Source organism: Streptomyces sp. NPDC058665 (assembly GCF_042714995.1).
In the GTDB taxonomy this organism is placed as follows: domain Bacteria; phylum Actinomycetota; class Actinomycetes; order Streptomycetales; family Streptomycetaceae; genus Streptomyces.
In genome coordinates this window covers 31,938-47,902 of the sequence record NZ_JBHXRX010000008.1, presented here as the reverse complement: position 1 = coordinate 47,902, position 15,965 = coordinate 31,938, and the positions used below count along the sequence as shown (strand labels likewise).

General features: G+C 71.3%; 13 protein-coding genes. 2 read left to right on the top strand and 11 right to left on the bottom strand.

Annotated features, from left to right (window positions below; all coding sequences use genetic code 11):
* Positions 1–93: 93 nt before the first annotated feature.
* The 7 genes from ACFWV8_RS07115 to ACFWV8_RS07085 form a co-directional block, all read right to left on the bottom strand.
* Positions 94–1,125: an ABC transporter permease gene (locus ACFWV8_RS07115; RefSeq protein ID WP_384198743.1), complete on the bottom strand. Its 1,032-nt coding sequence runs from the start codon at positions 1,123–1,125 to the stop codon at positions 94–96.
* 126 nt (positions 1,126–1,251) lie between these two features.
* Positions 1,252–2,808, bottom strand: coding sequence for a sugar ABC transporter ATP-binding protein (locus ACFWV8_RS07110; protein WP_384198741.1), 1,557 nt, complete (start codon positions 2,806–2,808; stop codon positions 1,252–1,254).
* A 34-nt stretch (positions 2,809–2,842) separates the two neighbouring features.
* The gene (locus ACFWV8_RS07105) at positions 2,843–3,943 is read right to left on the bottom strand and encodes a sugar ABC transporter substrate-binding protein (RefSeq protein ID WP_384198739.1); all 1,101 of its coding nucleotides are present in this window, start codon (positions 3,941–3,943) and stop codon (positions 2,843–2,845) included.
* 58 nt (positions 3,944–4,001) lie between these two features.
* Positions 4,002–4,850 (bottom strand): polysaccharide deacetylase, encoded by an 849-nt coding sequence (locus ACFWV8_RS07100; RefSeq protein WP_329378711.1) that lies wholly within the window; start codon positions 4,848–4,850, stop codon positions 4,002–4,004.
* A 122-nt stretch (positions 4,851–4,972) separates the two neighbouring features.
* Positions 4,973–5,860: a nitrilase-related carbon-nitrogen hydrolase gene (locus ACFWV8_RS07095; protein ID WP_384198737.1), complete on the bottom strand. Its 888-nt coding sequence runs from the start codon at positions 5,858–5,860 to the stop codon at positions 4,973–4,975.
* A gap of 55 nt (positions 5,861–5,915) precedes the next feature.
* Positions 5,916–6,635: an SDR family NAD(P)-dependent oxidoreductase gene (locus ACFWV8_RS07090; RefSeq protein ID WP_384198735.1), complete on the bottom strand. Its 720-nt coding sequence runs from the start codon at positions 6,633–6,635 to the stop codon at positions 5,916–5,918.
* A 102-nt stretch (positions 6,636–6,737) separates the two neighbouring features.
* Positions 6,738–7,505: an SDR family NAD(P)-dependent oxidoreductase gene (locus tag ACFWV8_RS07085; RefSeq protein WP_384198733.1), complete on the bottom strand. Its 768-nt coding sequence runs from the start codon at positions 7,503–7,505 to the stop codon at positions 6,738–6,740.
* Between the two features lie 384 nt (positions 7,506–7,889).
* On the opposite strand from ACFWV8_RS07085, the gene ACFWV8_RS07080 reads away from it, so the two are divergent.
* Together ACFWV8_RS07080 and eutC are read left to right on the top strand one after the other, a co-directional pair.
* Positions 7,890–9,299 (top strand): ethanolamine ammonia-lyase subunit EutB, encoded by a 1,410-nt coding sequence (locus ACFWV8_RS07080; protein WP_384198732.1) that lies wholly within the window; start codon positions 7,890–7,892, stop codon positions 9,297–9,299.
* Positions 9,296–10,120 (top strand): ethanolamine ammonia-lyase subunit EutC, encoded by an 825-nt coding sequence (gene eutC / locus ACFWV8_RS07075; RefSeq protein ID WP_384198730.1) that lies wholly within the window; start codon positions 9,296–9,298, stop codon positions 10,118–10,120. Before ACFWV8_RS07080 ends, eutC begins: the two co-directional genes overlap by 4 nt.
* 27 nt (positions 10,121–10,147) lie before the next feature.
* Here eutC and ACFWV8_RS07070 read toward each other — a convergent pair whose 3' ends face one another.
* The 4 genes from ACFWV8_RS07070 to ACFWV8_RS07055 form a co-directional block, all read right to left on the bottom strand.
* A complete protein-coding gene (locus tag ACFWV8_RS07070) occupies positions 10,148–11,497 on the bottom strand; it encodes a protein kinase (RefSeq protein ID WP_384198728.1) in 1,350 nt (449 codons plus the stop codon).
* A gap of 16 nt (positions 11,498–11,513) precedes the next feature.
* Positions 11,514–12,440, bottom strand: a complete 927-nt coding sequence (locus ACFWV8_RS07065; RefSeq protein ID WP_384198726.1) for a protein phosphatase 2C domain-containing protein — start codon at positions 12,438–12,440, stop codon at positions 11,514–11,516.
* Complete coding sequence (locus ACFWV8_RS07060) at positions 12,437–13,093, bottom strand: tellurium resistance protein (protein WP_384198862.1); 657 nt, start codon at positions 13,091–13,093, stop codon at positions 12,437–12,439. The genes ACFWV8_RS07065 and ACFWV8_RS07060 overlap by 4 nt, the downstream gene beginning before the upstream one ends.
* A gap of 212 nt (positions 13,094–13,305) precedes the next feature.
* Positions 13,306–15,948 carry a GTPase-associated protein 1-related protein gene (locus ACFWV8_RS07055; RefSeq protein ID WP_384198724.1) on the bottom strand — a complete coding sequence of 881 codons (2,643 nt, stop codon included), beginning with the start codon at positions 15,946–15,948 and terminating at the stop codon, positions 13,306–13,308.
* Positions 15,949–15,965: the final 17 nt, after the last annotated feature.

Sequence of the window (15,965 nt, the reverse complement as noted above, 5' to 3'; positions counted from 1 at the left end):
GGCCTGCGGGGCAGGCGTGAAGCCGGACCGGTGCCCGCCCGGTCCGGCGACATGTGTGACGCGGGGATCCGGGCGGGCCCGGTCCACCCCCGCTCAGGTACGGCGGTTGCGCAGCAGCGAGTCCAGGGCCACGGCCGTCACGACGATGACGCCCTTGGCGATGAGCTGCCAGTGCTGGCTGATGTTGAGGCTGTAGAAGACGTTCGTCAGCGTGGCCAGGATCAGCAGGCCCACCGCCGAACGCCACACCGCGCCCTCGCCGCCGCGCAGCGAGGTCCCGCCGACCACCACGATGGCGATCGTGTCCAGGGCCACGGTGGCTCCGACATCGGCCTGCCCCACCCCGAGCCGGGAGGCGTCGATCATGCCGGCCAGCGCGGCCGTCACACCGGTCATCACGTAAGCGCTGCCGACCAGCCACGGAACACGCAGCCCGGACAGCCGGGCGGCTTCCTCGTTGCCGCCGATGGCGAAGATGTTCCGGCCGTAACCGGTCTGCGAGAGCAGCAGCGAGCCCACCACGAAGATGCCGATCAAGATCCAGATCGGCAGCGGCACTCCCGCGACGGCGGTCAGCGCCAGGTACTGGAAGGAGACATCGTCGACGATGAACGGCGCCGAGTTCGAGTACACGTACGCCAGGCCCGCGATCACCGAGGACATGCCCAGGGTGGTGACGAACGGGTTGACCTTCCAGCGGGCGATGATCGTGCCGTTGGCGGCTCCCACGGCGAGGCCCGCCAGGATCGCGCAGACCGCGGCCAGCAGAACCGAGCCCGTGCTCTTGGTGACACCGGCGAACACCGTGGAGCCGAGCGCGTAGGTGGCGCCCACCGACAGGTCGAACCCGCCGGAGATGATGACGAAGGTCATCGCGACGGCGATGATCCCGACGGCGGCGTTCTGGGTCAGGATGTCCTGGAGGTTGGCGGGCTTCAGGAAGCCCGGGTAGAGCACGGTCGCGGCGGCGATCAGCAGGAGCAGCACCCAGAGCATGCTGAACCGCAGGGCGTAGGCCCGCAGCCGGGCCGCGCGGTCCTCGCCGCCGGGAGGGGCGCTCCGGGGCGGTGCCACGGCGGGGTCGCCCGCCGGAGCGGACGGTTGGGAGACGGTGGAGGGGGTCACTTCAGCTCACCTCGCGGGTGGTCGTGTCGGTGCTGGTGTCGGAGCTCGGGACGGTGGTGCGACGGGTCGGCGGGCCGGGCGCGGCCCGGCCGGGGGTGCGCGGGCGGTCCGGGCCGCCGCGCCCGCTCACTCGGCGGCCTTGTCGTGGAAGCCGAGCTTGACGATGTCCCGCACCCGGAATTCCGGGGAGTCGGCGGGGATCTCGCGCACCACCCGGCCGCCGGCGAAGACCAGCAGCCGGTTGGCGATGGCGAGGACCTCCTCCAGCTCCGAGGAGGTGACGACGACGGCGGCGCCGTCCTCAGCCAGTCGCACCAGGGAGGCCAGCACCTCCGACTTGGCGCCGACGTCGATGCCCCGGGTGGGTTCGTCGATGAGGAAGACCCGCGGGGTGCGGGCGGCCCACTTGGCGAGGAGCACCTTCTGCTGGTTGCCGCCGGACAGATGGCGCACCGGGGCGCCGAGCCGGGCCGGGTCGAACCCGAAGTACCGGGTGTATCGCTCGGCACGGTCGCGTTCGTCGCCGTGATCGATCCGGCCGGCCCGGGTGAAGCTGGTGACGCCGACACTGACGTTGTCGGTGCCGTCCATCGCGGGGATCAGACCGTTCCTGCGGTCCTCGGGGACCATGACCACTCCGGCGGCGATGGACTGCCGGGCCGAGCGCGGCCAGGGCACCGGCCGTCCGCCCAGGCGCAGTTCACCGGTGGAGGACCGTTCCAGACCGGCCAGGGACCGCAGGAAGGTGGTGCGTCCCGAGCCGACCAGGCCCCACAGGCCGACGATCTCGCCCTCGTGGACGCGCATGTCGATGCCGGACAGGACCCCGGGCAGATCCACCCCGGAGGCTTCCAGCGCCGGTCCGCCGGGCTCGTGCGTGCCGCCCCGGGCGGTCACCTCTATCTCGCGGCCGACCATGGCCCGGATCAGTGCCTGCCGGTTCCAGCGTTCACGGGGCGCGCTCTCCACGAGCTGACCGTTGCGCAGCACCGAGATGCTGTCGCTGAGCCGCAGCACCTCCTCCAGGTTGTGGCTGACGAACACGATCGTGGTGCCCTGGGAGCGCAGCCGGTCCAGGACGCGGTAGAGGATGTCCCGCTCGTGCTCGGCGAGCGCGGCGCTGGGCTCGTCCAACAGCAGGATCCTGCCGTCGGCCTGGACACCGCGCATGATCTCCAGGATCTGCTGCTGGGAGACCGACAGGGTGCGAGCCAGGGCCTCGGGCGGGATGTCCACCTCGAAGTCCTCGCACATCCGCAGGTAGCGGCGGCGCATCTCTCGGTGCGAGAGCAGACCGCGACGGCTGAGGTTGCCGCCGAGGAACACGTTGGCCTCGGCGCTGAGCGCCGGGATCATGGTGAGTTCCTGGTAGACGGTGACCAGTCCCAGCCCACGGGCCTTGCGGGGGCCGCCCGCGTCCAGCGGGGTGCTGAACACGTCCACGGTGCCGATGTCGGCGGCCAGCCGGCCGCTGATCATGCCGAGGAGGGTGGACTTCCCGGCTCCGTTCTCACCGACGAGCGCGTGGACCGTGCCCGCCGGGATCTCCAGATCGACGTCACGGACCGCGTAGGTCCGGCCGAAGACCTTGGACACGCCCCGGCAGACGACGGCCGGACCGACGGGCGCGGTGGGGTCGGCGGCGGCTGCCACTGGGGGTGACGCGGAGGATGTGTCGGGCATGAGGAGGCTCCTTTCCTGCCGTGACGCGGGCCGGTCAGTACTCGGGCTTGAACTCGTCGACGGTCGCGGCGGTCGCGAACGGGGTGCCGGGCAGCTCCGAGGACTCGGTCAGATTGATGAAGTGCGGCACGGTCTTGCCCGACACCTGGTCGGCGAGCGCCTGGATGGCCTCCTCGGTCTCCTGGGCCGGGAGCATCATCACGCTCTGCTGGAGATCGCCCCTGCGCACCGAATCCAGCGCCCACTGGTCGCCGCCGAAGTCGTAGATCTTGACCTTGCCCTTGCGGCCCGCGCCGTTGACGGCCTGGACGATGCCCCGGCTCATCCCGGAGAAGTTGGACATGATCACATCCAGGTCGGGGTTGGCCTGGAGGATGGTCTGTGCGGCGGAGTTGCCCTTGGGCGTGGTGTAGTCGGTGCTCTGCCTGGCCACGACCTCGAAGCCCTTGTGCTGGGCGAACGCCTTGGCCGCCTGCTGGAAGCAGATGGTGTTGGCGTTGAGGTCCGGGCCCGAGATGAGCGCGACCTTCGCGCCGTCGGGGTTGTCCTTGACGACCTGGCCCACCCACTTCTCGTACACGTCGAGGGTCTGTCCGCCGACGTAGGTGACCGTGCCGGGCTCCCAGGTCTCCTCCCCGAGCTTGGTGGCGCGGCCGCAGATCGGCAGGTTGAAGACGGAGACGAGGATGCCCTTCTGCGGGGCCTGCTTGGTGAGCAGCTTGCAGACGAGGTTGCCGTCGTTGGGCTCCACGGCGAAGGCGTTGTACTTGCCGCTGGTGAGGGCCGTCTGGATCTGGTCGAACTGTTTCTGGGCGTCGAACTGCCCGTCGAACACGTCGAGCTTGACGCCGAGGTCCGACGCCTTCTTCTTGCCGGCGGCGATCGCGGCCTGGAGGTAGGCGTTGCTGGTGCCGGCCGAGAAGTAGGCGATCTTCAGGTCGGCGACCTTCTTTGGCCCCTTCTCCGCGCCGACCTCGGCGGACGAACCTGCGGACTGGTCGGCCGGCACGGAACAGGCGCCTGCGGCGAGCAGCACCGACAGGGTGGCAGCGGCGGCACCGAGGGTGCGGGCGGAGCGGCGGACCGTGCCGCGTCTGCGGGCGGTGACGGACGGGGTGGGTGTGAGGTGGTTCATGGCGGTGGTTCTCCCTGTTCGGGGGCGGTACTGCGGGCGGGACGGGCCGGACCGTGGGTCAGGACGCGTCCTCGGTCCAGGTGTCGTAGATGTCGCTGAGCGGGGCGAACCAGGTGCCGGAGTGGCCCGCCATGTACTCGATGAGCCGCTCGAAGCCCATCAGGTAGTGGGCGCGGGCGATGGTCTGCGGGTGGACGGTCAGCGTGAGCACGCCACCGGGGACGTTGCGGTAGGCGTAGTCGAAATGGTCCTTCCAGCGCTGGAACATCACCTCGCTGGAGCCCAGCCCCTGGTTGACACCGGGGATGTACTCGGCGGCCGGGAAGTCGTCGAGGAACCACGAGACGGGGAACTCCAGCAGCGGGCTGGCCGGACCGAAACTGCTGCCCTCCTCCCAGCCGACCTGGACCGGACGCGGGTGGTAGGGCTCGAAGTCACGGCCCATCAGGGAGGAGTCCCATGCGAAGCCGTTCTCCTCCAGCACGCTCATCGTCTGGTCGGTGAAGTCCCAGGCGGGCGAGCGGTATCCGCGCGGACGGGTGCCGATGTACTTGTCGTGCTGCTTGAGCTGGGCCTCCATCAGCCGCCGCTCGGTGTCGGAGTCCAGCTTCGGTACACCCTCGTGGTAGCAGCCGTGCGCGGCGATCTCGTGCCCGGCGTCCACGATCTGCCGGACGCGTTCGGGGAAGGTGACCATGGTGTGGCCCGGGGTGCACCAGGTGGCGCGCACATCGTGCCGCTCGAACAGGCTGATCAGCCGCGGCACACCGACCTCCGCGCAGAACTCTCCCCGGGACAGATAGCTGGGGCTGCTGAGGTTGAAGGTGCCCATCCAGACGCTGTGCGCGTCGAAGTCGGCGCCGATGTTGACCGCGAGCTTCTTGCCCTCGGGCAGGTTCAGAGGCATGGGTGATCTCCCTGCGGAGTATGACGGTGACGGGGGAAAGGCGGCGGTGAGGTACGGGAGCGGGCGACGGGCGGCGTCTCATCCACCGCGCGGAGGCGGCACGGCCCCGGCCCGGCAACCGCTCAGGCGCCGCTGAGCAGTTCGTCGGCGTACCGGCGGTACAGGCCGCAGCGGCGCCGGCGGTCGGTGTGTGTGGTCGCCGCGCCGGTGCGGCGGTTCTCGCGGAGGAGGTCGAGGTCGAGCCGAGCGGTGATGACGTCCTCGACGTTGGTACCGGTCTCGGCCAGGATCCCGTCGGGTGCGAAGCCGGTGTCGCACGGTGACAGCACCGACGCGCGGGCCCAGCCGGGGGAGAGGGGCGCGCCGGGGTCGCCGGTGGTTGGGCAGTGCACGACGTACACCTGGTTCTCGATGGCCCGCGCCTGGGCGCAGTGCCGTACCCGCCAGAAGCCGGCCTCGGTGAACGTGTACGACGGGCTAACGATCAACTCGGCGCCCTGGCGCGCCAGTACGGTCGAGATCTCCGGTATCTCGGTCTCGTAGCAGATCGAGACGCCGACGCTGACCCCGCTCACCGTGAACGGGGTGAGCTTGTCGCCCTCCCGCGTGCCCCAGCCGGCCTCGGCGGGAAAGATGTGCGTCTTGACGTGATGAGTGACCGAGCCGTCGGGGAAGAACACGAACGCGGTGTTCAGGACACCCTCGCCGTCCGGATCGCGCACCAGATGGCTGCCGGCCACGATCACCTGGCCGCGGACCCGGGCCAGTTCGGTGAACAGGGCCGCGTAGTCGTCGGTGTAGTCGGCGATCCGGCCCAGCGCGGAGACCGGTTCGTCCCGCCACCCGGGGCGGGCGGTGAACAGCGAGGCGGTGAACAGCTCGGGCAGGACGACCAGTTCGGATCCGTCCGTGCGGTCGACGAGCGTGCGGACCTGGCGGGCGAAGGCGTCGAAGCCGTCCACCTCCCGCAACTCGAACTGGACCGCGGACACGGTCAGGGAAGTACCCATGGACTGCTTTTCCTCTCAGATGGCGAGGTTGTGGCGGGACGCTTCGCGCGGCCGTTCACTGCGCGAGCAGGCCGCCGTCGATGACCAGGTCGGTGCCGGTGACGTACGACGACTCGTCCGAGGCCAGGTACACACAGCCGTGGGCGATCTCGGCGGGTGTGCCGCCGCGCCGCATCGGAGTGCCTGCCAGTACGGCCGCGTTGAGGTCGGCGGGCTGCGCGTCGGTCAGCGGGGTGGCGATCCAGCCGGGGATCACCGCGTTGGCGCGGATCTTCTCGCCCGCGTAGGTGATGGCCGCGTTGCGGGTCATGCTGCGGACCGCGCCCTTGCTGGCGTGGTAGGCGTGTGTGCCCACCCCGCCGACCACACCCCAGGCCGAGGAGATGTTGATGATGGAGCCGCCGCCGGACCGGCGCAGGGCGGGGATCGCGGCCCGCATCCCGAGGAAGACCCCGGTCTGGTCGACGCCGACGACCCGGTCCCACTCGGCGAGCGTGAGCGTCTCGATCGGCTCGTAGGAGATCAGGCCCGCGTTGTTGACCAGCACGTCGAGCCGTCCGTGCCGCTTCTCCACCCCGTCGAGGGCGGCGGCCCAAGCGTCCTCGTCCGTGACGTCAAGGCGGATTTCCTCGATGCCCGCGGGCTGTGGACTGTCCGTGTCGAGGTCGGCGGAGATCACGACGGCCCCCTCCCGGGCGAACGCCTCCACGATGCCCCGCCCGATCCCGCGGGAACCTCCGGTGACCAGCGCCACCTTGCCTGTCAGACGCCCCATGCCGGGTACTCCTTTTGCTACAGCCGCCCCGAGGGGCATGGCCGATGGGTGTGCGGGTGGGTGTTGCGGGCCCAGCCGCCTCGCGGGACGACGGGGCCCGGGTCAGCGGGCCAGGAACCCGCCGTCGATGACGAGGTCGGTGCCGGTGACGTACGACGACTCGTCCGAGGCCAGGTACACACAGCCGTAGGCGATGTCCCGGGGGTCGGCGCCGCGGCCCATCGGGGTGGAGGCGATGACGGTGTCGTTGAACTCGCGGGTCTGCGCCTCGGTCATGGGCGTGCGGATCCAGCCCGGCAGCACGGCATTGGCGCGGATGTTCTCACCGGCGTAGGTGATGGCCGCGTTGCGGGTCATGCTCAGCACAGCCCCCTTGGTGGCCTGATAGGCCAGAGATCCGGGGACCGCGGCAGCGCCGTAGATGGAGGAGATATTGATGACAGAGCCGCCGCCGGACCGGCGCAGGGCGGGGATCGCGGCCCGCATCCCGAGGAAGACCCCGGTCTGGTTGACTCCCAGCACCCGGTTCCACTCGTCCTGGGCCAGCTCGTGGATCGCCTCGTAGGAGCCGACGCCCGCGTTGTTGACCAGGATGTCCAGCCCGCCGTGGCGTTCCTCGACCGCCGCGACGGTACGGGCCCAGCCCGCCTCGTCGGTGACGTCGAGACGGCCGAACTCCAGGCTGCCGGCGGCCGTCCCGTCCGCGTCGGCCTGGCCGACGCCTCCGGTGGACCCGGCGGACCCGGCGGGGTCGAGGACATCGACCGCCGTCACCGCGGCACCTTCGGCCGCGAACAGTTCGGCGATTCCCCGTCCGATGCCCCGCACACCACCGGTGACCAGCGCGACCTTGCCCGACAGGCGTTGCATGCGTGCCCTCCGTCCTGAGCCCGTCCGGGTCCGGCGGCGCCGACCGAGTAGCTCGTGGCAGGACAGTAGGAGCGGGGGCAGGACGGCCACGTCCGTAAAATTGCCTACTTTGCGGCCGGACTCCGCGCGGCGCCGCGCCGGAGGCCGTTGGGCGTCGCGCGCGAACCGTAGGTATTTCTACGGACGTGAGGAGTCGCGTCCCGCTCCTACAGTCCTCCCACGGCCCGATCGTCCGGCGCCACCGGCCGGCGGTGACGCCCGGGGCACCGGCCAAGGCGTCGCGGACAGATCCGTGCTGGACCGCCGACACCGCCGGACGACCACCACGCGGCAACGCGCCGGCCCCAACAGAGCTGACCGCTGCCCTGTCCACGACGAGGACTCATGACGACATACCACCAGCAGGTGGCAGGCACCACCTACACCTTCCACGGGCTCGTGGAGGTCCTGGCGAAGGCCGGACCTCGGCGGTCGGGCGACGAACTCGCCGGTTGCGCCGCGCAGTCCGACGCCGAGCGCGCGGCTGCCCTGTGGGTCCTGGCCGACGTCCCTCTCGACCGGTTCCTGGAGGAACCGGTCGTCCCCTACGACAGCGACGACGTGACACGACTCATTCTCGACCGTCATGACCGACAGTCGTTCGCCACGCTCTCCGCTCTGACCGTCGGCGGCCTGCGGGACTGGCTCCTGAGCACCGCGGCGGCACCCGACGCGGCGGACCTGCTTTCCAGGGTCTCCCGCGGGCTGACACCCGAGATGGTTGCCGCCGTCTCGAAGACCATGCGCAACCAGGACCTGGTCGCGGTCGCCAGGGCGACCCGGGTGACGTCCGCCTTCCGCACCACGATCGGCACACCCGGCACTCTCGCCACCCGGCTCCAGCCCAACCACCCCACGGACGACCCGCGAGGCATCGCGGCGGCCACCGTCGACGGTCTGCTGCTCGGCTGCGGTGACGCCGTCATCGGCGTCAACCCCGCCAGCGACTCCCCACAGGCGGCTGCGGACCTGCTGCACCTGCTCGACGACGTCCGGCAGCGGTACGCCATCCCCACGCAGTCATGCGTGCTCTCCCACGTCACCACCACGATCGAACTGATGGAGCGCGGCGCGCCCGTGGACCTGGTGTTCCAGTCGATCGCCGGTACCCAGGGCGCGAACGAGAGCTTCGGCATCACCCTGCCGATGCTGTTCGAGGCCGACGAGGCAGCCCGCGCGATGAGCCGCGGCACCGTCGGCGACAACGTGATGTACCTGGAGACCGGTCAGGGCTCCGCCCTCTCCGCCGCGGCCCATCTCGGTACCGACGGCCGTCCTGTGGACCAGCAGACCCTGGAAGCCCGCGCCTACGGGCTCGCCCGGGAACTCGCCCCCTTCCTGGTGAACACCGTCGTCGGCTTCATCGGCCCCGAGTACCTCCGTGACGGACGCCAGATCATTCGCGCCGGGCTGGAGGACCACTTCTGCGGCAGACTCCTCGGGCTCCCCATGGGGGTCGACATCTGTTACACCAACCACGCCGAAGCCGACCACGACGACACGGACACCCTGCTCCTGTTGCTCGGCGCGGCGGGCTGCGCCTTCGTCATCACGGTCCCCGGAGCGGACGATGTGATGCTCGGCTACCAGAGCCTCTCCTTCCACGACGTGCTCACCGCCCGCCAGGTCCTCGGCCTGGCCCCCGCACCGGAGTTCGCCGCCTGGCTGACCAGCACCGGTCTCGCGGACCGTACGGGCCGCCTTCTGCCCGCCGACCCCGCGGCCGGCCTCTTTCACCCCCTGCTGAACGCATGAGCACCTCGCCTCCGGATTCTTCCGGTCACGACAACGATCGGACGGGACAGACCCGCCCGTCGGGCAGGGCCCGCCTCCCCGACACCACCGATCCTTGGCTCGCTCTGCGCGCCCACACAAGCGCGCGCATCGGGCTCGGCCGGGTGGGGAACGCGATGCGCACCCTCTCCTTCCTCGAACTGCGCACGGCGCACGCCCTGGCCCGTGATGCCGTTCACCACCCGCTCGACGTCGAGGCACTGCGACGCCGGACGGAGGCCACGGGAGCAGGCACACCCGTCCACGTGACCTCGTGCGCCGGTGACCGCGCCACCTACCTGAGCCGCCCCGACCTGGGCCGTCTCCCCGGTGACTTGACCAGGATCCCCCGCGAGGCCGCCGACATCGGCGTCGTACTGTGCGACGGCCTGTCACCCGGCGCGCTCGAACGGCACGGCCCCCCGCTCCTGGAGGCCCTGCGCCAGGAGATGGACCAGGGACTGTCCTGGGCGCAGCCGGTCATCGCGACCCAGGCCCGCGTGGCGCTCGCGGACCACATCGGAGCCTGGCAGCGAGTGACCACGACAGTGGTCCTCATCGGCGAACGCCCCGGCCTGTCCGTCCCCGAGAGCCTGGGCATCTACGTGACCCACCGCCCCAGCCCCGGGCGCAGCGACGCGGAGCGCAACTGTGTCTCCAACATCCACCCGCCCGAAGGCCTCGGCTACGCGCGAGCCGCCCGGATCGCCGCCGCCGTCGTCCGGGGCGCCCGCACACTGGGAAAGTCCGGAGTACACCTGAAGGACACCACGCGCGACCCGCGTCACGTGGAGCGCGACTGAACTCGGCCGCGCGGCTTTCGCAGCAACCTAGGCGTGCACCTCCGCCTCGGTGCCGCCGCCGAACTCCAGCAGCAGGCCGGGGCGCAGTGCCACCGTGCGGCCGGGGCCGACTTCCTGGACCGTGCCGTCGTCACGGCGGACCGTCCACTGGAGCGCCGAACGGTTGGTCAGGCCGAACCGCCCGCGCTGCTGGGGGTGTTCGGTCATCTCACCCACCACGGCGGTGAAGTCGTGCCGCTCCGGGTCGTCCACCAGATGGTGTGCGTACACCCGCGCCTGCGGATCGAGCCGGATGCCACGGCGGGTACGCAGCGCGCCCCGGCCCGTGACGACTTCGAGCTTCGGGGGCAGCAGGACCGCGTTGCCGCACTTCCAGCAGTCGGGGGCCGGTCCTTCGGGCTGGGTCATGTTCTGCCGGCCGCAGGACGCGCAGACGGTGATCGCGTCGAGCACCCGGCTCAGCGCGTCCCGCCACTGCGACTCACGGACCCGCGTCGACGGCGTGTTGAGCCCCCGGGTGAAGGTCTGCACGAACAGGTCACGCAGGATCTTCGGCAGCGCGCCCCAGGTCGCGATGACGGTCGGGTGCTCGCCCGGCACGGGCCTGTTGGCGGTGTCGGCCGGGTCGTAGATGAACAGCGGATGGGTGCCGTACATCTTGCGCTTGGCCGCCTCGTCCATGCAGCGGATCTTCAACGCCTGTGCGCCGTCGAGCGGGTGATGGTTCATCAGGAGGAGGAAGAGCAGGACGGCGAGTGAGTGCAAGTCGGACTGGATGCCGGGCTGCGCGCCCTTGTCACCGCGCACCAGCTCGGGGGCCATGAAGTCCATCGTCCCGGCGACGGCGGCGGCCTCTCCGTCCACCACGGCGTTGTCGTTGTCGCACACCAGCACATCGCCGGTGGCCGGGTCGAAGAAGATGTTGCCCCAGTTGATGTCGCGGTAGGCGATGCCCTTGGAGTGCAGGGTGAAGTACGCCTCGACGGTGTGCAGCGCCGCGGCGACGAGCGTACGCAGCGTGGTCGCCGCCACCGAGGCGTCACGGCGGAAGAGCGCGGGCAGGTCGTGGAAGCGCCGCGGCCGTACGTCCATCAGATAGCCGAAGCCCGGGTACGAGGCCGAGGGGTCCATCACGATCGTCTGCGGCCACAGGAACCGGTCGTCGCCCCAGCCGTGGTGGATGAGCCCTTCGAGGATCTGCCGCTGTCTGGCGTCGGCCAGTTGCGGGTAGTACCACTTCACGGCCCGGTCGCCGTGCGGCGTCCGAACCCGGTAGACCTCGCCCTGGCCGCCCGAGCCGAAGAGCTCGGCGACGGTGACCTGCTCCCCGGATTCGGTGACCAGGGTCTGTCCGGCTGCGAGCATGCCGTTCGCCATGCTGTACCTCTCTGCTTCAGTGCGTGTCGTCGTTGTCGGGGCCGGGGCGGGCGGGGCCGCGGCCGATCGCCGGGAAGGCGCCCGCCAGCGTCGCGTCGTCCCCGGAGTACTTGGCCGCGTGGCCCAGCCAGTCGGCGAGTTGGGCCTGGACGGCCGCGACGCCGTGCGAAGCGGCGCCCGAGCGCACCCCGCTCGCGAAGGCCAGGAACCCCTCATGGTCGGCGAAACTCTTGGAGAGTCCGTCGGTGGAGATGAGCACACCCGGCGGCGGGCCGCCGCCGGTCAGCGGCTGCCAGTGCAGCCGCGCCTTGCGCCAGGCCTCGGACTCGCAGAGCGATTCGGTCTCGTCGCCCATGTCGGGGCCGGTGTGGAGCGGCATCCTGGTCGTGCCGTCCTCGTCGACGAGGACGATGTCACCGTCTCCCAACTGCCAGCAGACCAGAAGCCGTTCGGTGAGGACGACGCCTATCAGCGTGCTGCCGTAGACGGCGGGGTCGGGCTCCGGCACGGTTCCGGCGGCGGAGCCGGCCGTACCGCTCGACGCGGTGCTCGGCGTGGTGCTCGCGGTGGTGTTTCCGCCGTGTGCCGGGGAGTTGGCCTCCTGGATCAGGACACGACGGCGCCAGGCGTGCACGACCTGTTGCGGTAGCGTGCGGGCCTCGGCGAGCAGCCGGGGCAGGTTCGCCGCGTCCTCCCCGCGCCGTACGGCCTCCCGCGCGTACACCTGGGCACAGGAGGTGAACGTCTCCACGGCCCAGCGCGCGCCCATCTCACTGCGGAAGTGCGCGCGCGACCCGTGACCGTCGGCGACGGCCAGCACGACGGCACGGCCGCCCGCCGTGACGAGGGCCCGGCCCCGGTCCTGGCTGAACTTCTTGGCGACCCCTTTGACTCCCCCGTCGAGGAGCTCCCACGCCACGGTGGGTGTCCCGGTGCCGCTCACCAGATGTCGGTCTCGTCCTTGGTCAGCGGCACGACGGGCGAGACGTTCGCGGGTGTGGCGTCCTCGATCTTCGGCGCCGACGCCTCCTTGACGACCGCCGTGGACATCCAGCGGATCGCGGCGGCCAGCTGGCGCGGGTTCTTGGCGAGCAGCGGTTCCAGTTCGGGATTGCCGAGGAACTCCTTGAGCATGCTCTTGTCCGCGTCGTCGCCGATCGCGACGGCGACACGCACGGCGCGCTTGCCCCACGGCGTGTCGTCGATGGCCCGCAGTCCCGAGCGCCAGTCGTCGGTCGGCTGGCCGTCCGACACGAGGGCCAGGACGGGCGGCAGCGCGCGCTGCGGCATCGGCGGGGTCTGGAGCGCGGCGGCGGCCATCCGGAAGGCGGCGCCCATGTCCGTGGCGCCGTAGGTGTGCACGTCGTCCCAGGTGAACCGGTCCACCGGGGTGGGCTCCTCGATGTGCCAACTCGCCCCGCTCGCGAAGGAGATGGCGCGGACGACCAGCGAGGCGGCCGGGTTGGACTGGGCGGCCTGCTGCATCTCCGGAATGGCCTCACGGATGGCGAAGTTCAGTTCGCCGATCTTGCCGTTCACTCCCATGGACCCCGAGCAGTCGAGCATCCAGATGAAGTGTGCCGGGCGGCTGGCCATGCTGCCGCCGGGCACGTCGAGAATGATGGTCACGCTGGTCCTCTCCCCCGAGGCGTCCCGTTCGCGCACGCCTGGTTCTGCCTGTGTGGTGCGTCCGGTGGTGATGTGTGGTGTGGTGGTGGCGCTGAAAGCCTAGGCCCGAAAGCCTAGTTGAGGGCGCGCGGGTACGTGTGTTGAGCAGGGATACTGGGCGCTCCCGTCAGCGCGTCCGGTCACCGCGGTGGATGCGACGGCGAGTACCCGGGCGGGTATGTGGGTGGCACCGGCGGCAACTCGCCGGACCTCGGTGGCGGTGGCTGTCCCGGAGCATGGGGGGTGGGCGGACGGCCCGGCTGTCCCGGGATCTGTGTGTCGTGGCTGCCGCCGCCGGCCATGCGGTGCGACCAACGCAGCCAGCTCTGGAGCCAGTTGTTCGACCGTCCCACCAGCCGGGTGGCGACGGCACCGCGCTGCTCGTCGGTCATCCGGCGCAGCACCACACCGATGGTCTGCCGGAGCAGTTCGTCGACCATGGCGTGCCATTCGCGGGAGGATCTGGTCAGGTCCCTGCGCCAGACGTAGAAGAGATCGGCGATGAACTCCGGCTGAGCCGCCATCCGGCCGATCTTGGCGTCGTCGGCGAAGTCCGCCTGAACGGCGGCCCGGTAGTGCTGCTGCAACACCGGTTCACCGGTGGCGAGATACGACAGCGCGCCCGACTGGTAGAGCTCGTGCGGCGGGAGGGCGGCGAACCCGCGCGCCAGCAGGTACTGCACGCCGTCCCACAGCGGCCCGTCCACGGGCGAGGCGGCCCGCCGCAGGTCGCCCAGGCTGTCCACGACGTCCCTGGGCGCGCGGCTCGTCCGCGCGAAGTTGTCGGCGATGACGAGCAGTTGGGCGGTGGCGCGCTCCCGGCCCGTCAGCTCCGGCCGGCGGTGGACCGCGTGGGCGAAGTCGACCAGCTCCCGGTCGAACCGTCCGGGCGCTGTGAGCCAGGCCAGGAACCGGGTGCCGAGATTGGCGGCGAGAACCGCCTCCGCGCCGCAGATGCGGAGGATACGCGGGAAGTCGGGCCGCTCCGGCTGGCCGGCGCCCCAGACGAGGCCCCACAGGGTCTCCAGCGTCGGCGGGTCGGTCGCGGCCGACACGGCGGCGCCCGGGGCCGGTTCGGCGAGTTTCGCGAACAGTTCGACACCGCGCAGGCGGTGCGGCGGCCCGCCCCACCGTACGGCCAGCTCGACCATGCGCACGGAGGGCGGGGCGATGTCGAGATGGGACCGTACCCACTCGCCGTGCGGCGACAGCAGCAACTCCCGCAGGAGATGGCTCCGTCGGCCCGCGGTCTCGACGGCGATCTTCGCGAGGACACGCCGGTTCAGCCCTTGGTGGCCCACGCTCTTCAGGACGGCGACCGCGTCCCCGCATTCGGGCATCCGGGGCTGGAGCAGAACGCGGACGAACCTGTTCACCGCGTCCTCGACACCGGCGCCCTGGGGACCGTGCAGGACGAGCGCGAGATGCAGTGGTCCCCCCCAGGCGGAGACCGGGCCGCGCAGTCTGCGCCCGAGGCCCTTGTCGAAGCGGGGTCCGAACTCCGAGCGCAGCGAGCGCTGCGCCGCCTCGCCGAGGGGCAGACCGGCGAGCGGATCGTGCCGGAGCGCGGCGTCCTGGTCCAGCGCGGCGGCGAGCCGCCGCCGGGCGAGGGCGAGCGCCAGCGGGTCGGTGACGCTCTCGGGGCAGTGTTTGCCCAGCTCCTGGCAGACCCGGGTCAACTCCTCGACGGCCGGGGCTCCTTGGGCCTGGTCCTGGGCCGCCGAGGCCAGCGAGGCGACGACGGCGTGCAGGGACTCGCCCTGGAGCGCGGTGAACCCGTCCCCCAACCCCGACCCCGTTCCCGACCCCTTTCCCGTCCGCAGGAGTTGGGGCACGAGCGCCGCGAGGTCGAACGGGTCGGGTGCCTCCTCCCCCGTGACGGGCGCCGACGAGCCGGACACCGGGGGTGCGGTGGCCGGTCCCGGCGGGGCTGTCTGGGCCGTCTGCGCCGTCGGGAAGGTGGCCGCCCCCGGTGTCGGCGGCGTGCCCGCCTGCCACAGCGCGGCCGTCAACTCGGCCCAGGGGTCGGGGACGTACTCACTGCCCGGTCCCCCGAGACCGTCGTGGACCCGGTACAGATGCCCGACGAGCAGCGGATCGTGCCGGTCGAAGGAAGAGTCGGGCCCGATGCCGATGATCTGCTGCGGCGCCTCGTGCGGCTCGCCGGCGCCGGTGACGAACGTCAGCTCCCTGGCGCGGTGTTCGGGCAGGGACGCGCAGGCGAGCGCGATCCAGCGGACGATCGTCTCCGGGTCCTGTTCGGCGATGACGATCTGGCGGCCGGCGGGGTCGGCCCAGAGGCGTCGTACGTCGGCGAGGAACGGCGCCACGCGCGAGGACTGTTCCTGGGCGAAGCGCACGAGCATCTCGCGTCCGAAGTGCCCTTCCGGGACGGGCAGCGGGTCCCCGTGCCCGTCGGCCGGCCCCGGGGCGTCCCAGGACCGGGAGCGCCAGGTGTCGATCGGCCACATCCGGTCGAACCCGGCGGCGCCCGCCGGGAGATGCAGGACCTCGATGCACTGCCCCTGCCCGTCCGGGTGTTCACCGTCGGCACGGCCGTGGCAGAGGAGACTGCCGCCGGCCGGGAGCCGGCTGCAACTCAAGACCCCGTGCGGAGCGCGGCCATGGGTGAGGGCGAGGATCTGCTCCACCTGCGCGAGCAGATCGTCGAAGTCCCCGGCCTCACCCTCCGGCGGCGGCTCGGGCGACCGGAGCGGACGGAACCGGACGCTGCCGGTGTCCGGCTCCCGGTCGAGCAGGTAGCTGAGACGGCGGATGAGCATGCCACATTCTGACCAGC

Bases quoted from the DNA above. Each gene is read 5' to 3' on its own strand.
- ACFWV8_RS07110 (WP_384198741.1), bottom strand. From the start codon at position 2,808: ATGCCCGACACATCCTCCGCGTCACCCCCAGTGGCAGCCGCCGCCGAC.
- ACFWV8_RS07105 (WP_384198739.1), bottom strand. From the start codon at position 3,943: ATGAACCACCTCACACCCACCCCGTCCGTCACCGCCCGCAGACGCGGC.
- ACFWV8_RS07100 (WP_329378711.1), bottom strand. From the start codon at position 4,850: ATGCCTCTGAACCTGCCCGAGGGCAAGAAGCTCGCGGTCAACATCGGC.
- ACFWV8_RS07095 (WP_384198737.1), bottom strand. From the start codon at position 5,860: ATGGGTACTTCCCTGACCGTGTCCGCGGTCCAGTTCGAGTTGCGGGAG.
- ACFWV8_RS07090 (WP_384198735.1), bottom strand. From the start codon at position 6,635: ATGGGGCGTCTGACAGGCAAGGTGGCGCTGGTCACCGGAGGTTCCCGC.
- ACFWV8_RS07085 (WP_384198733.1), bottom strand. From the start codon at position 7,505: ATGCAACGCCTGTCGGGCAAGGTCGCGCTGGTCACCGGTGGTGTGCGG.
- ACFWV8_RS07080 (WP_384198732.1), top strand. From the start codon at position 7,890: ATGACGACATACCACCAGCAGGTGGCAGGCACCACCTACACCTTCCAC.
- eutC (WP_384198730.1), top strand. From the start codon at position 9,296: ATGAGCACCTCGCCTCCGGATTCTTCCGGTCACGACAACGATCGGACG.
- ACFWV8_RS07070 (WP_384198728.1), bottom strand. From the start codon at position 11,497: ATGGCGAACGGCATGCTCGCAGCCGGACAGACCCTGGTCACCGAATCC.
- ACFWV8_RS07060 (WP_384198862.1), bottom strand. From the start codon at position 13,093: ATGGCCAGCCGCCCGGCACACTTCATCTGGATGCTCGACTGCTCGGGG.
- ACFWV8_RS07055 (WP_384198724.1), bottom strand. From the start codon at position 15,948: ATGCTCATCCGCCGTCTCAGCTACCTGCTCGACCGGGAGCCGGACACC.